General features: G+C 48.8%; 13 protein-coding genes. 7 read left to right on the top strand and 6 right to left on the bottom strand.

Translation table 11 applies throughout. The features are described from left to right. Positions 1–3: 3 nt before the first annotated feature. The 5 genes from ACO0LN_RS14895 (at position 4) to ACO0LN_RS14875 (ending at position 5,346) form a co-directional block, all read left to right on the top strand. Positions 4–942, top strand: coding sequence for a formyltransferase (locus tag ACO0LN_RS14895; RefSeq protein WP_422975041.1), 939 nt, complete (start codon positions 4–6; stop codon positions 940–942). A 57-nt stretch (positions 943–999) separates the two neighbouring features. Further along, entirely contained in the window at positions 1,000–2,040 is a 1,041-nt protein-coding gene (locus ACO0LN_RS14890; protein WP_110253336.1) for a bifunctional UDP-4-keto-pentose/UDP-xylose synthase, read from the top strand. Between the two features lie 19 nt (positions 2,041–2,059). Beyond that, positions 2,060–2,995: a polysaccharide deacetylase family protein gene (locus tag ACO0LN_RS14885; RefSeq protein WP_422975039.1), complete on the top strand. Its 936-nt coding sequence runs from the start codon at positions 2,060–2,062 to the stop codon at positions 2,993–2,995. A 36-nt stretch (positions 2,996–3,031) separates the two neighbouring features. Next, on the top strand, positions 3,032–3,514 hold the full coding sequence (locus ACO0LN_RS14880; RefSeq protein ID WP_422975037.1) for a peroxiredoxin: 483 nt from the start codon (positions 3,032–3,034) through the stop codon (positions 3,512–3,514). Positions 3,515–3,630: 116 nt separating this feature from the next. Continuing rightward, positions 3,631–5,346, top strand: coding sequence for a PhoH family protein (locus ACO0LN_RS14875; protein WP_422975035.1), 1,716 nt, complete (start codon positions 3,631–3,633; stop codon positions 5,344–5,346). A gap of 100 nt (positions 5,347–5,446) precedes the next feature. Here ACO0LN_RS14875 and ACO0LN_RS14870 read toward each other — a convergent pair whose 3' ends face one another. From ACO0LN_RS14870 to ACO0LN_RS14845, 6 genes are all read right to left on the bottom strand, one after another. Further along, positions 5,447–5,644 carry a hypothetical protein gene (locus ACO0LN_RS14870; RefSeq protein ID WP_422975033.1) on the bottom strand — a complete coding sequence of 66 codons (198 nt, stop codon included), beginning with the start codon at positions 5,642–5,644 and terminating at the stop codon, positions 5,447–5,449. 366 nt (positions 5,645–6,010) lie between these two features. Next, positions 6,011–7,897, bottom strand: a complete 1,887-nt coding sequence (locus ACO0LN_RS14865; RefSeq protein WP_422975031.1) for an MFS transporter — start codon at positions 7,895–7,897, stop codon at positions 6,011–6,013. Positions 7,898–7,986: 89 nt separating this feature from the next. After that, positions 7,987–8,718, bottom strand: coding sequence for a polysaccharide deacetylase family protein (locus tag ACO0LN_RS14860; protein WP_422975029.1), 732 nt, complete (start codon positions 8,716–8,718; stop codon positions 7,987–7,989). A 2-nt stretch (positions 8,719–8,720) separates the two neighbouring features. Beyond that, positions 8,721–10,118 (bottom strand): hypothetical protein, encoded by a 1,398-nt coding sequence (locus tag ACO0LN_RS14855; protein ID WP_422975027.1) that lies wholly within the window; start codon positions 10,116–10,118, stop codon positions 8,721–8,723. Positions 10,119–10,124: 6 nt separating this feature from the next. Next, positions 10,125–10,850, bottom strand: coding sequence for a lipoprotein-releasing ABC transporter ATP-binding protein LolD (gene lolD, locus ACO0LN_RS14850; protein WP_422975025.1), 726 nt, complete (start codon positions 10,848–10,850; stop codon positions 10,125–10,127). Next, positions 10,843–12,099: a lipoprotein-releasing ABC transporter permease subunit gene (locus tag ACO0LN_RS14845; RefSeq protein ID WP_422975023.1), complete on the bottom strand. Its 1,257-nt coding sequence runs from the start codon at positions 12,097–12,099 to the stop codon at positions 10,843–10,845. The genes lolD and ACO0LN_RS14845 overlap by 8 nt, the downstream gene beginning before the upstream one ends. A 65-nt stretch (positions 12,100–12,164) precedes the next feature. On the opposite strand from ACO0LN_RS14845, the gene ACO0LN_RS14840 reads away from it, so the two are divergent. Further along, entirely contained in the window at positions 12,165–13,160 is a 996-nt protein-coding gene (locus ACO0LN_RS14840; protein ID WP_422975021.1) for a hypothetical protein, read from the top strand. Continuing rightward, a complete protein-coding gene (gene recJ, locus ACO0LN_RS14835) occupies positions 13,157–14,845 on the top strand; it encodes a single-stranded-DNA-specific exonuclease RecJ (RefSeq protein ID WP_422975019.1) in 1,689 nt (562 codons plus the stop codon). The genes ACO0LN_RS14840 and recJ overlap by 4 nt, the downstream gene beginning before the upstream one ends. The last annotated feature ends 12 nt before the right edge of the window (positions 14,846–14,857 follow it).

Raw genomic sequence — 14,857 nt, 5'->3', positions numbered from 1 at the left:
GAGATGACACCATCAGCATCCCCTGCAAAAACAGTGGTAAAAGCAGTGGTTTTTGCCTATCACAGCGTAGGTGTGCGTTGCATCAAGACTTTGCTGGCACGCGGTATAGATGTCAAACTGGTCGTTAGCCACACTGACAACCCGGCAGAAACCATCTGGTTTGAATCCGTTGCCGATCTTTGTCGTGAGCAAGGCATACCCTGCATCACACCTGATGACCCAAAATCAGCTGGGCTGAAAGAACAGGTAGCAGCTATAGCGCCAGATTTTATGTTCAGCTTTTATTATCGCCACATGTTGCCGCTGGATGTATTGGCGCTGGCCAAACGTGGCGCTTACAACCTGCATGGTTCTTTGTTGCCCAAATACCGTGGGCGTGTACCGGTCAACTGGGCAGTCTTGCATGGTGAGACTGAAACCGGTGCCACCCTGCATGAAATGGCCTTGAAGCCTGATGCCGGTGACATTCTTGCTCAAGTATCAACCCCCATCTTGCCGGACGACACCGCCTACGAAGTATTTGGCAAATTGACTGTGGCGGCAGAACAGTGTCTATGGAATGCATTGCCGGATTTGATGGCTGGTACGGCCAAACGTTTGCCCAACGATTTATCTGCTGGCAGTTACTTCGGTGGCCGCAAGCCGGAAGATGGGCGTATCAACTGGCAACAGACTGCGCAACAGGTTTATAACCTGCATAGGGCAGTAGCCCCGCCTTACCCTGGGGCGTTTACCGACCAGGCTGGGCAGCGTTTTATTATCGGAAAAGCACGTTTATCCAAATCTGATACCGCAAATTTGCCGACAGGCTTACATGTAGTAGATAATAACATCCTTGGCGTGTGCGGCGATGGCCGGGCACTGCATATTATTGAATTGTTAATGGATGGCAAAATCGTGGGCACGCAAGAATTGGCAGCCCTATTGAAGCAAGCGGCATAAGCCTTTGTTTTGCGCATCTGAACTGGCAATCAACATTTACTTTAAAAAGAATTCATTATGAAAAAAGTCCTCATACTCGGCGTGAACGGTTTTATCGGTCACCATTTGTCCAAGCGCATTCTGGAAACCACAGACTGGGAAGTGTATGGCATGGACATGCAAACCGAGCGTCTGGGCGACATGATCAATCACCCACGCATGCATTTCTTTGAAGGTGACATCACCATCAATAAAGAATGGGTTGAATACCATGTCAAGAAGTGCGACGTCATCCTGCCCCTGGTTGCAATCGCTACACCTTCCACATACGTCAAACAGCCTTTGCGCGTGTTTGAACTGGACTTTGAAGCCAATTTGCCTATCGTTCGCTCCGCTGCAAAATATGGCAAGCATCTGGTATTCCCATCCACTTCTGAAGTCTATGGCATGTGCCATGATGAAGAATTCGATCCGGAAGAGTCTGAACTGATCTGCGGCCCTATCAATAAACCACGCTGGATTTACTCTTGCGCCAAGCAATTGATGGACCGCGTGATCTGGGGTTATGGCATGGAAGGCCTGAACTTCACCCTGTTCCGCCCATTTAACTGGATCGGTGCTGGCCTCGACAATATCCACACACCTAAAGAAGGCAGCTCACGCGTGGTGACGCAATTCTTTGGTCATATCGTCCGTGGTGAAAATATTTCCCTGGTCGATGGAGGCGCACAAAAACGTGCTTTCACTTATATCGACGACGGTATCGATGCCCTCATGCGTATTATCGATAACAAAAACGGCGTAGCCAGCGGCAAGATCTATAACATCGGTAACCCGACCAATAATTTCTCCATCCGCGAACTGGCACACATGATGCTGGATCTGGCGGCTGAATATCCTGAGTATGCTGAAACAGCGAAAAAAGTAGAACTGACAGAAACCACTTCTGCAGCTTACTACGGCAAAGGCTACCAGGACGTACAAAACCGCGTTCCAAAAATCACCAACACTTGTGAAGAACTGGGCTGGAAGCCAGTGACCACCATGCCAGACACCATGCGTAATATTTTTGATGCTTATCGCAGTCAGGTAGCTGAAGCACGCGCCTTGATGGATTGATGGACTAATACTGGACTACATGCCTACCATCGTTCTCAAGATCGACGTCGATACCTATCGCGGTACCAAAGAAGGCGTACCTAACCTGGTGCGCATTCTCAAGAAACATAATGCAGGCGCAACCTTCCTGTTTTCTTTGGGCAAGGACCATACAGGCTGGGCCTTGCGAAGGGTATTTCGTCCTGGTTTTTTCCAAAAAGTTTCGCGCACATCGGTTTTGGAGCATTACGGTTTCAAAACCCTGATGTATGGCGTTTTCCTGCCAGCGCCGGATATAGGCAGTTGCACGACCGAAATGCAGGCAGTGCGTGATGCTGGTTTTGAATGTGGCATCCATACTTGGGACCATGTAGTCTGGCAAGACAATGTGCGGATGCGTAATCTTGACTGGACCCGCAAGCAAATGCAGAAGGCCCACCAGCGATTCCAGCAAATTTTTGGAGTCACGCCAAAAACCCATGGTGCGGCTGGCTGGCAAATGAATGATCACGCTTTTGCCCAGCTTGACCAGTTTGGCATCCAATACGCCTCTGACGGGCGCGCCATGCTTAATGAAGATGGCAGCCTCGCCGATGCAGACGCTGGCCCCTACCGCCTGCAAGTCGGCAAAAATGTCATGTCCTGCATACAGATGCCAACTACCCTGCCGACTCTCGATGAGTTGCTGGGGCGCGACATAGCTGGCAATGTCATTAGTGAGTCAAATATCGCTGTCAATATACTGAAACTGACAGCAAATCCAAAAGATCATGTATTTACCTTACATGCAGAGCTTGAAGGACAAAAACTCGCCCCCATATTCGAGGAATTGCTGACAGGCTGGCACAAGCAAGGTTATCGTTGCATATCTATGGCGGACTACTATGCGTCCATCAATAACAGTGACTTACCGACACGTCCATTGTCATGGGCAAGCTTGCCAGGTCGTTCCGGAGAGGTGGTCGCCCTGATCTAGTCAGTCAGCAACATTTCTCCACCCCTAACCAAGGAGATGAAAGTGGCTGAGACCCCTTCTGCACTAAATTGCCAGGTACCAGAATTTTCCGCCGTCATGACTGGCGGCAAAGCGTTTCAATTAAATGATCATGTTGGTAAAAATATCATTATTTATTTTTACCCAAAAGACAACACTCCAGGCTGCACCACGGAAAGCATCGCCTTCCGTGACCTGCATCCGCAATTCCAGCAAGCTAATTCCGTGGTTTTTGGTGTCAGCCGTGACAGCCTGCGCTCTCATGATGGTTTCAAAAATAAATTAGACCTGCCTTTCGAATTGATTTCTGACCCTGACGAAACTTTATGCCTGTTGTTCAATGTCATGAAAATGAAGAACATGTACGGCAAACAAGTGCGCGGCATAGAGCGCAGCACATTTGTGATTGACGGCAATGGTAAATTAGTGAAAGAATGGCGTGGAGTCAAAGTAGCAGGACACGTAGACGAAGTACTCGAATTTGTGAGCGCCCAAACTTAATTGAACTCTCCAGAATTACTCTTGATAAAAGCCGCAAAAGACAGTGCCAGCAGCGATGTTGGTATGTGCTTAGCGGCTTTTAACTTTTCAGCTCTCACTTTTTGATTGAGGTTTTCATGCCATTGCCAAAAATGCCGACCAAGCCAGCAGCACTGCTTTCACCCAAGGATTATCCGAAGGCAGAAAAAGGCAAACCAACCAAAACAATAAAACCAGCAGCGCCAGAGAAAATCAAAGCTATTGATGTAGCACCCGCACCACAAAGAAAAAAGGCCACTCCTGTACCAGCAGTCGTTAGTAAAGCTGCTGCAGAAAAAGTGGCACCAGCCATAATTGCAAAAACCTTGCCTGTAGTAGCAAACAAGGCAAAAACGCTGCAGGATAGCCGCGTCAAGTCGGGCACCAGCCGTGCTGCAGACAAGTCAGGTACTACCAAGCTGTTTGTGCTTGATACCAATGTGCTGATGCATGACCCGTCATCGTTGTTCCGTTTTGAAGAACATGATGTATACCTGCCTATGATCACCCTGGAAGAACTGGACGATCATAAGAAAGGTATGTCCGAGGTTGCCCGCAATGCGCGCCAGGTATCGCGTTCGCTGGATGCACTGGTAGGTGATATCGATCATCACGATATAGAAAAAGGCATCTTGTTGTCCAAACTAGGCAACAAAGATGCCAAGGGTCATCTGTACTTCCAGACCAAGCTGCAAAGTGCCGACTTGCCAGTTGGCCTGCCAAAAGGCAAGGCAGATAACCAGATACTTGGTGTAGTACGCGCCCTGGAAACAGAAATGCCTGGTCGCCCTGTGGTACTGGTGTCGAAAGACATCAATATGCGTATTAAGGCACGTGCCATGGGCCTGCCTGCCGAAGACTATTTCAATGACCATGTGCTGGAAGACTCTGATCTTCTGTATTCAGGTATCGTACAATTGCCTGATGATTTCTGGAACAAGCATGGCAAGGGCATAGAAACCTGGCAAGAAAACCGCAATGGTCTGAGCACGACTTTCTATCGTATTACTGGCCCGGTCATTCCTTCGCTGCTGGTGAATCAGTTCGTGTATCTGGAACCCAAGAACGGTGAAGCCTCTTTCTATGGTCAGGTCAGGCAGATCAATGGCAAGACTGCAGTGCTGCAAACCTTACGCGACTATGGGCATATCAAGCATAGCGTCTGGGGCATCACCTCACGCAACCGCGAGCAAAACTTTGCATTGAATCTGTTGATGGATCCGGAATGCGATTTCGTTACCCTGCTCGGTCAGGCTGGTACAGGCAAGACCTTGCTGGCTTTGGCTGCAGGTCTGGCGCAAGTGCTGGAAACCAAAACCTATAATGAAATCATTGTCACGCGCGTTACTGTGCCGGTTGGTGAAGACATAGGCTTCCTCCCAGGTACAGAGGAAGAAAAAATGTCGCCATGGATGGGCGCTTTTGACGACAATCTGGAGGTGCTCAACAAGTCAGACAATGATGCTGGTGACTGGGGTCGTGCAGCCACTCAGGATTTGATACGCTCGAAGATCAAGATCAAGTCTCTGAACTTCATGCGCGGCCGTACTTTCGTCAATAAATTCCTCATCATTGACGAAGCACAGAACTTGACACCGAAACAGGTCAAGACGCTGGTAACACGTGCAGGTCCTGGCACCAAGATCATCTGCCTGGGCAATATCGCCCAGATCGATACGCCATACCTGACTGAAGGCTCCAGCGGTTTGACTTATGTCGTAGATAGATTCAAAGGCTGGGCTCATAGCGGTCACGTGACACTGGCTCGCGGTGAACGTTCACGCCTGGCAGATCACGCGAGCGAGATTTTGTAATCAATAAATAGCTGGCGGCAACTGAAAATGGCACCCAAATTTGGGTGCCATTTTTTTAGCTACTCATGAGTTCAGTCGAGTAGAACCCATAACGAAACCATTAAGGTTTAGGCAACTCCCATGGATAAGGAATATAACCTGGAGGTGGTTCCTCACCTGCACTTGGATCGTGGTTTTGTCCGCCATCACTATTATCACCACCAGAAACCATCAATATTTCCTGCTCACTCAATTCGCGTGCAATCTTCATTCCCATAACATCAGCCTTCGCTTCATTTTTTTCAGCTTGGATATTCATTATCAAAATTTCCTATGATTGCGCAGATTTTATGTGCTTAGGTACATGGTCTGCGGTCCCACGCACCAAACAAGTGCATCACAACCATGTGTAGTCGTCCCTCCCCAGAAGAACTATCAAGAAGACTAATTACACAGTACAAGCTAACTTTTATAAAAAATGTTAAATTGCGTATTAAGTATTAATTCCCTACCAAGGCATGTCAAGCGAATTGAATATTATATAAATAATTTGTTGTAAATCGGCTTACAAGTTATCGGAGAAATTGAAAATTATTTCACCACAAAAAAAATTGGCACCCTAAGGTGCCAAAATTTTCTGTCATATTCCAGCCGTGGGTGGTTTTGTCAAACTGAGCAGAGCTCTTTATTTCCATTCACCACGCAACTCACTGACCTTTTCCTGCAACGCTTGAGGCGTCACTTCCTGAGGCTGCATGACCTCGCCCACAACCAGTTCCAACTTGGAGAATGGTCCCTGACGGAATGCGCGACCAAAGGAATTACTTTTATCTCGTGAAAATACACTGCCCCATAGCCCACGCAAAGCTAGTGGATAAACAGGAACAGGACTACGTTCCAGTATTTTCATAATGCCGCCTTTAAATTCATTCAATTCGCCTGTCGCGGTCAATTTGCCCTCAGGGAAAATACATACCAGATCACCTTCATGAAGTGCCTGGGCAACATCGATAAAAGATTTTTCCATCAACCATGGATCTTCTTTGGCTGGAGCGATAGGAATGGCCTTGGCAGTACGGAATACCCAGGACAGGAAAGGTATTTTGAAAATACGGTGATCCATGACAAAACGCACTGGTCTCGGACTTGATGCCATGATGACGATAGCATCCATGTAGCTGACATGGTTACAGACCAGAATGCCAGCCCCTTCATCAGGCAGGCGCTCAGTATTGATGGTTTTGACCTTGTATATGGTGTGTATCAATATCCAGGCAATAAAACGCATCAGGAATTCTGGCACCAGGCTGAATATGTAGATCGCGACGATGGCATTCAGGATGGCGGTCGCCATGAAGATTTGCGGTATCGTAAAGCCTTTTTCAAGCATGGCCACAGCAGACAGGGAAGCAACCACCATGAACAAGGCATTCAGGATGTTCATGCCGGCGATCGTGCGTGACAGATGTTTTGGATCGCAGCGCGTCTGTATCAAGGCAAACAAAGGCACGATGTACAAACCACCGAAGATACCTATCATTGTGATGTCGAACAGGATATGCAGACTACCTGCTTGCTTGATGAACTCCATTGCACCGACCGTTGCCACATTGGCATAGCTCAAACTGGATAAATACAAATCAAAACCAAATACCGACAAGCCAATGGCACCAAATGGGACAAGACCAATCTCCACCTTATGGCCAGACAGTTTTTCACATAACAAAGAACCAGCACCTATACCGAAAGAGAATATAGTCAGCAAAAGCACAAAGACACTGTGATCGCCATGCAGGTAATTTTTGGCATACAAAGGGAATTGCGCCAATACGATGGCACCATAGAACCAGAACCAGGAATTACCCAGCAAAGATAAAAATACAGGACGGTTTTGTTTGCTAAAGCTGATGTTCCTGATGGTTTCAGTCGCCGGGTTCCAGTTAATTTTCAATTCTGGCGCAGGGGCTGGCGAATCAGGGATACGCAATGCCGTCAGATAACCCATGATGGCAACAACTATCGCTCCCCCTGCTACCAACTCAGTACCCCATGGCTTGTGTACGACCAACATGGCACCGAGGATTTCACCTAGCAAAATGCCGACAAAGGTACCCATTTCTATCAGACCATTACCACCGACCAGTTCATCTGTCTTCAGATGTTGAGGCAAGTAGGCATACTTGACCGGGCCAAACAAGGTGGAATGTATGCCCATGCCGCAAACAGCAGCAATCAAAAGCCATAAATTATGTGTTTGCCAGCCAACGGCCGCAACCAGCATGATGCCGATTTCGAGCAACTTGACATTACGGGCCATGCGGCCTTTTTCAAACTTGTCCGCCAATTGACCTGAGGTTGCTGAGAACAGCACGAAGGGCAAAATGAATAAGCCGGGAATCAAGTTATTCAGCAGCCCAACATTCATGTCCGTCCAGGACAATGCGTCATAGGTCAGTATGGTCAGCAAGGCCGTCTTGAATACATTGTCATTGAATGCGCCAAGAAATTGCGTCCAGAAGAAAGGGGCAAAACGGCGCTGTGACAGCAGGGTAAACTGGCTATGTTGGCTCATGGATGTTGTCTGCTACCTAGAAATTAAGATTAAAACCGCAAGAATTGTAACTTACCCAAGTCTGAATTGAGTAAAAACCATGTGCACCGTCAGGAAAGAAAAAAATCAATTGCTTTTTGCACTGGCAATATATGGCAACTTTCCTGTGTTGCTGTCTGCAAGGCACTCTCCAACAAAGCAGGTGTTGTCCCCCATGGGCCAGGTGCTTCACTGACTTCATGGCTATACAAAATCAACCAGCCACCTGTTGAGGCGGTGTGTTTGATCAAGGCACCAATCTCATCCTGATTGTTGTTGGCTGAGTACAGGGCCTGCGCACGCAATGCTGACAAGTCGGCACGTCCAGTCTGGGTGCCGCCGCCGGTAATGCGGTTATATGAGAAGCGTTTGGTTGCGGCCAGTTTGCTACTCAGGTCATAGGCACCAAAAGGAAAAGCAAAGCCGTGATTAGCGATATTGTTTTGCTTGAAAAAAGCCTGATTGCGTTCCCAGTCAGCCACTAAAAAATCAGGGCTAGCATTGGCGCAATTGGTGTGCGAGTAGGTGTGACAACCAATTTCATGCTCGTTTTGTAGCAAACGCTGTAAGTCCTCGACGCTATGACAAGGCTGATTTTGCTCGACACCATCAGTCAGGCTGCCACATATATAGAAAGTCCCGCGGGCCTGATACAACTCCAGTAGCATGGCACCCTGATGGCAGGCACTGGCAGGTACATCATCAAAACTGAAACTGACCACCCCCCTGCCCTTATTGAGTGGCAACCAGCGATTTGCTATGTGGCGCGCCGCAAACCGGCTTAATTTTTGTGTCAGTCCCATGATCAACGCAAACTATCCGAGGCGCTCAAGGAATGCTGGTAGCGTTTCAAACCCATACGCGAATTACTCCCCGGCAAATTTTCATAGGTATATTCCAGACCCAGTTTAATCACGGCCTGCTTCAGATTGACGCCATCAGATTCACGTTGGACTTTTTCATAAAAACTGTCCAACACCAGACGGAAGCCCCTCTCAAACACATAAGCCCCACCCAAACCGACGCGTATCAATTTTTCCTTGCGCGATGTGCCATCGGCCATTGTCGCCAGGCGTGGCACCAAAACATTGTCGCTATTTTGAAAAAGCGTAGAGAAATTCATCTGCGATTTGTCTGAATACTTCCATTGTGCGTCGAAGCGTAATGCCTTGCTCAACACATAAACGACAGTGCGGTCAACAATGGTAAAAGGCCGGTCCCACAATTGCAAATCAAGCCGCACTTTAGGCGAATAATGATAAGTGCCGCGCAAAAGAATATTCGACAAATTAGTGTTTCGTTCAGTCAATACATCGTATTGGCGCCTGATCACACCGAGATGAGCACTGGTCACAGACTTGCTGCTATAACGCCACTCGGTATCGAGAAAAACTTCAGATTCTTTATATGCCTTGTCGAGGTCAGCGATATCCTGCTCATTGCGGTCCGGGAAATTCGTTTCCGACAAACGCGCTCCAAGCTCAACGCTTGACCCTGTTGGGGAATAATAACGCCCACTCAATTGCCTGCCACGCTCGTCAAAGTTATATAACTGATTCAAGGGCAAATCGTAACTCAGGCCAGCCCTGTCCAGGCTGGCATTCAAGGACCATTCATCAGTCAGTTTAAAATTGATACTGGCAGAAGCACGTTTTTGGTGCGAGATATCTTTATCTGTGAGACTGCCATTGATGTATTGAAATAATCTGTCTTCTTTACCGGCCGTGATTTGGCCGTTAATTATTTGTCCTGCCGCCCATTGCAGCGTGGCATCGCCGGCTGTCAGGTGGTGATCAAGTTCTTTATAGTTTTTATAATGCCGGTTACCGAGCGAGCCAGTCAATATCAGGCGGGTACGGTCCGACAAAATGGGGATAATGGCACCAGCACGCACATCGGTGCCGGTAATGCTATCGCGATTGCGGAACTGCCTGTCATCTGCAACACCAGGCTGACCAACTTGATCACCTTGATCAGCCTGCACCGGTTTGGCTGTCTGTTCATAAAAGCGAAAAGGATTACTGTCGCTGGTCAGCGAGGTTTCCAGTTGCAAAACCAGCTCTACCGTATCTGCCGCATAAGCTGATGGACTCAATGCGAATAACAGGCCAGACACCAGCCAGCTACCTGGCCGGATAGAAAAATGAGCTATGGAGAACGTGCCATGACGCCTCCTGAGTTTCATTTTGCTGGTCTTTTGCATGTCACTCTATTGTTGTTGCAGTCCACGATCAGTTAAACGGAAAACACGGTCACAACGTCCGGCCAATTCTGCATCATGGGTCACGATAACAAAAGCGGTACCCAGAGTCCGCGACAATTCCAGCATCAGGGCAAATACCTGTTGCGCAGTGCTGCCGTCCAGATTACCCGTAGGCTCATCTGCCAGCACACACGCAGGCTGGGTGACCAGTGCGCGCGCCAATGCTACGCGCTGCCGTTCACCACCGGATAATTCACCCGGCACATGTTTGAGTCTATGGCCGAGGCCTACTTTTTCCAACGTGGCTTGTGCTATTTTTTGCGCCTCACTCCGCGCCATGCGCCGGATAATAAGCGGCATGGCGACATTATCCAGTGCTGAAAACTCAGGCAGCAAATGGTGGAACTGGTAAACGAAACCCAATGCATGATTACGCAAAGTGCCGCGGGCTGTCTCACTCAGGCTGGCAAAATCCTTGCCTTGCAGAGTTACCGTACCTTTGCTGGGCGTATCCAGGCCACCCAGTAAATGCAGCAGCGTGGACTTACCGCAGCCAGAAGCGCCTATGATGGCAATCCGTTCCCCCCTGAAAACACTGAGGTTAATTTCTTTCAACACATTGACAGATTCCAGCCCCTGAGAAAAAGTCTTGCCCAAGTCACTGCAAGATAAAACTGCCTCTTGCTTATTAACTTGTTTATTCTCTTCTTTGTTAAATACTTGATCACTCATAACGCAATGCCTCCGCAGGTTTCACGCGTGAAGCACGCCAGCTAGGGTAAATGGTGGCCAGCATGGCCAGGATTAAGGCAACACTGCCGATAGTCAGTACGTCAGTTAACTGCACATCAGATGGCAATTTGCTGATGACATACACTTCTTTGGACAAGAGCTGTATGCCCAGTAAGCGCTCTATGAAAGGCACGATGACATCAATATTCAAAGAGATCAATAAACCCATGCCTACACCAGACAAAGTACCCAGGCAACCAACTATGGTTCCCTGTATGACAAATATCTTCATAATGGATGAGGGTGCTGCACCTAAGGTACGCAAGATGGCAATATCCGCCTGCTTGTCGGTCACGGTCATGACCAGCGTGGAAACCAGATTGAAGGCCGCCACTGCGATAATAAGTGTCAGGATGATGAACATCATGGTTTTTTCTGCTTTTACTGCAGCAAAATACACTTTATTTTGTTGCGACCAGTCGCGAATCAGCAAGTCTCCCGACAAGGTACGCGACAACTCTTGCGCAATTTGAGGTGCCTTGAGCATTTCCTTGATACGCAAACGCAGACCGGAGGGGGAATTCAGACGGAAGAATTTTTGCGCATCTTCTATATGCATGAAAGCCATGCCTGAATCATATTCATAGTGACCTGCTTCAAATATCCCAACCACGTTAAAGGCTTTCAAGCGGGGCACTACACCTGCTGGTGTCATTTGCCCTTCTGGTGCGGCCAGGGTAATTTTTTCACCTATGCGTACCCGCAAGCTACTGGCAAGCGCAGAACCCAGCACGATATTGAACTCACCCGGTTTGAGGTCTGCCCACTTGCCATACTTGATCTTGCTTGCGACATCCGAAACCTTGGGTTCTTCTTCCGGCAAGATGCCTCTAATAATAACGCCGCGCATGACATCTTCGCGGATGATCATGGCCTGGCCATCGACATAAGGTGCAGTACCCGTGACTGCCGGATTTTTTTGCACTTCCAGTGCCGTCGCCCGCCAGTCAGGCAAGGCACCGCTGGCATCAAAGACTTCGACGTGGGCCAGTACGGACAACATGCGGTCCCGTACTTCTTTCTGAAAACCATTCATGACTGAAATGACAACAATCATGGCTGCCACTCCCAGCCCTATACCTGCCATCGAGATCAGCGAGATAAAGGAAATAAAGCCGTTACGTCCACTACGCCGCCCTGCCCGCGTATAACGCAAGCCGACCAGCCATTCAAAAGAGAGATTTTTCACTGCATTTACACTTGTTATGAAGGCAGCCAGCAGTTTGCCATACGTTTGCCCTACAATACAGCACTATGAGCTATTTAGAATTGATAATCCCTTTCGGGATACCGCCAGCAAGTCTTGCCAAAGACCTGTTAAAAGAAATGCATACGCCTGCGTTGGCCCGCTTAATTGCCTGTGCGGGCAAAGCACAGGTGCAGTCTGCAGACGATTTTTCACGCGCACTGAGCTATGAATACTGGCTTGCTGGTGAATTTCCTCCCAAAGAAAAAGCCAATAGCCCGTCTATTGCCTGGAACCGCATGCAAACGCATGGTCTGGCACCTGAATCTGGTCATTGGTTCATCTTGCAACCAGTGCACATCCATATTGCCCGTGATCATCTGGTGCTAACAGATCAGCGGCAACTGAATATCATCGAAGACGAATCCCATGCCTTGTTTGAACAGGCGAAAGCAAGTTGCGAAGAAATGGGGCTGCAACTCTTGTTCGGCAACGCGCAGACCTGGTTCTTGCGTGCTGACGAATGGGCCGAGCTGCAAACCGCCACAGTAGATGCTGCTTGCGGACACAATATTGACATCTGGATGCCAAAAGGCGAATTTGAACGGCCGTGGCGCAAGCTACAAAATGAAATACAAATGCAGTGGTTCACCCATGACGTCAATACCCGGCGCGAGATGCGCGGCGCCAAAGTCATCAATTCTGTGTGGATATCAGGCGGCGCGCAGAGTCTGAATTTGGAGCTGAAAAAAATTAGTACAGCAACTGACTACACGCAACATCTGTCTCAGTCACAAGCAGCGAATCAACAATTACCTGTTTTGCTCAGTAGTCTATGTGAAGCAGCCATCAATAACGACTGGGCGTTATGGCTGGACAATATGCACGAGCTGGAAAAAAACTGGTTTTCTCCATTGCTGGCAGGTTTGCAGAACAAACAAATCACCAGTTTGAAACTGAACTTCAGCGATGCCCATAGAATCGCCAGCTTTGATGTCACTCCTTGGTCCTTGCGTAAATTCTGGGTCAAACCCTCATTACATCACCTATTTTCGATTTCATGACACGCATTACTGTACGCCCCTGCCCTTTCCGTGAATCTGAAATGTTGCGCCAGAATGGCTTGCATCCAGTACTGGCGCGCTTATACGCCTCACGCGGTGCAACAGGTGAAAAAGAACTCAGCACCGAATTGAATGCGATGCTGCCTCCTGCAGGTCTATTGCATATAGACCTGGCTGCAAAATTTTTGGCAGATGCCATCGCGCAAAATAAAAAACTCGTCATAGTGGCCGATTATGACTGCGATGGTGCCACTGCCTGCGCAGTAGGCTTGCGTGGTTTGCGTATGCTGGGGGCAAATGTTGATTACATCGTGCCGAACCGCTTTGAATATGGCTATGGCCTGACGCCGGAAATTGTCGCACTGACGCAAAAAGAAAAATCTCCAGACGTCATTGTCACTGTCGATAATGGCATTGCCAGTGTAGATGGCGTCGCAGCGGCTAATGCCCAAGGCATTGCCGTGGTCGTCACAGATCACCATTTGCCGGGTGATCATTTGCCGGATGCAGCCGTCATCGTCAATCCCAATCAGCCTGAATGCGGCTTCCCCAGCAAGAACCTGGCCGGTGTGGGCGTCATGTTTTATGTCTTGCTGGCTTTGCGGGCAGAATTGCGTCAACGCGGCGTGTTCGACCAGCAAAATCAACCCAAACTCGATACGTTGCTGGATTTGGTTGCGCTAGGTACGGTTGCTGACGTGGTTAAACTGGATGCCAATAACCGTATTTTGGTGGCGCAAGGCCTGAAACGCATGCGCGCTGGCCGTATGTGCGCAGGCATCGCTGCCTTGTTCCGCATAGCTGGCCGTGAGCCGCGCAATGCAAGCCCCTTTGATCTTGGCTTCGCTCTTGGGCCCAGGCTAAATGCTGCTGGCCGCCTGGCTGATATGGCACTCGGCATAGAATGCCTGACCACGGATGACGAAGGCCGCGCCTGGCAAATCGCCCAGGAATTAAACAGCATCAATGCTGACCGCAAAGATATAGAACGCGAAATGCAGGACGTCGCTCTGCTGCACCTGGACGATTTCCAGCCTCAGGACAGCAATACCATTACCGTATTTGATGAAAGCTGGCATCAGGGTGTCATAGGCATCGTCGCCTCGCGCCTGAAAGACAAGTTTTATCGCCCGACGATTACCTTTGCGCCTGGTGGCGAAGGCCTGATCAAGGGTTCGGGCCGTTCCATCCCTGGCTTTCATTTGCGCGATGCACTTGATCTGGTATCCAAGCATGCACCCAGCCTGATACAAAAATTTGGTGGTCATGCAATGGCAGCGGGCCTGACTTTGCGGGCTGAAGACTTTCCGGCATTCCAGCAAGCTTTTGAATCCGTAGGGAAAAGTTGGTTACAAGCTCACCAGCTTGAACGTGTCGTGGAAACAGATGGCCCACTGGAAGAAGCGTATTACACGACAGACTTTATCCGCCTGTTAGATACGCAAGTATGGGGACAAGGCTTCCCACCGCCCATATTTTGTGATGACTTTAAACTGATATCACAGAGGATATTGAAAGAGCGTCATTTAAAACTGGTACTGGAGAAAAACAAGCTGCGCTATGATGCCATCTGGTTCGGCCATACTGATACCCTGCCTGAAAACGTCCACGTCGCCTTCAGGCTCGATGCCAATGAATACAATGGCGTCACCAGAGTACAGTTAATGGTGGAGCACATAGATTAACGCCGTGTTGGT

The organism is Undibacterium sp. TC9W (assembly GCF_049339865.1).
Classification (GTDB): domain Bacteria; phylum Pseudomonadota; class Gammaproteobacteria; order Burkholderiales; family Burkholderiaceae_D; genus Undibacterium.
This window is presented reverse-complemented; position numbering and strand designations above follow the sequence as displayed.

Coding starts and splice junctions, on each gene's coding strand:
- ACO0LN_RS14895 (WP_422975041.1), top strand. CDS start 4: ATGACACCATCAGCATCCCCTGCAAAAACAGTGGTAAAAGCAGTGGTT.
- ACO0LN_RS14890 (WP_110253336.1), top strand. CDS start 1,000: ATGAAAAAAGTCCTCATACTCGGCGTGAACGGTTTTATCGGTCACCAT.
- ACO0LN_RS14885 (WP_422975039.1), top strand. CDS start 2,060: ATGCCTACCATCGTTCTCAAGATCGACGTCGATACCTATCGCGGTACC.
- ACO0LN_RS14880 (WP_422975037.1), top strand. CDS start 3,032: ATGAAAGTGGCTGAGACCCCTTCTGCACTAAATTGCCAGGTACCAGAA.
- ACO0LN_RS14875 (WP_422975035.1), top strand. CDS start 3,631: ATGCCATTGCCAAAAATGCCGACCAAGCCAGCAGCACTGCTTTCACCC.
- ACO0LN_RS14870 (WP_422975033.1), bottom strand. CDS start 5,644: ATGAATATCCAAGCTGAAAAAAATGAAGCGAAGGCTGATGTTATGGGA.
- ACO0LN_RS14865 (WP_422975031.1), bottom strand. CDS start 7,897: ATGAGCCAACATAGCCAGTTTACCCTGCTGTCACAGCGCCGTTTTGCC.
- ACO0LN_RS14860 (WP_422975029.1), bottom strand. CDS start 8,718: ATGGGACTGACACAAAAATTAAGCCGGTTTGCGGCGCGCCACATAGCA.
- ACO0LN_RS14855 (WP_422975027.1), bottom strand. CDS start 10,118: ATGCAAAAGACCAGCAAAATGAAACTCAGGAGGCGTCATGGCACGTTC.
- lolD (WP_422975025.1), bottom strand. CDS start 10,850: ATGAGTGATCAAGTATTTAACAAAGAAGAGAATAAACAAGTTAATAAG.
- ACO0LN_RS14840 (WP_422975021.1), top strand. CDS start 12,165: ATGAGCTATTTAGAATTGATAATCCCTTTCGGGATACCGCCAGCAAGT.
- recJ (WP_422975019.1), top strand. CDS start 13,157: ATGACACGCATTACTGTACGCCCCTGCCCTTTCCGTGAATCTGAAATG.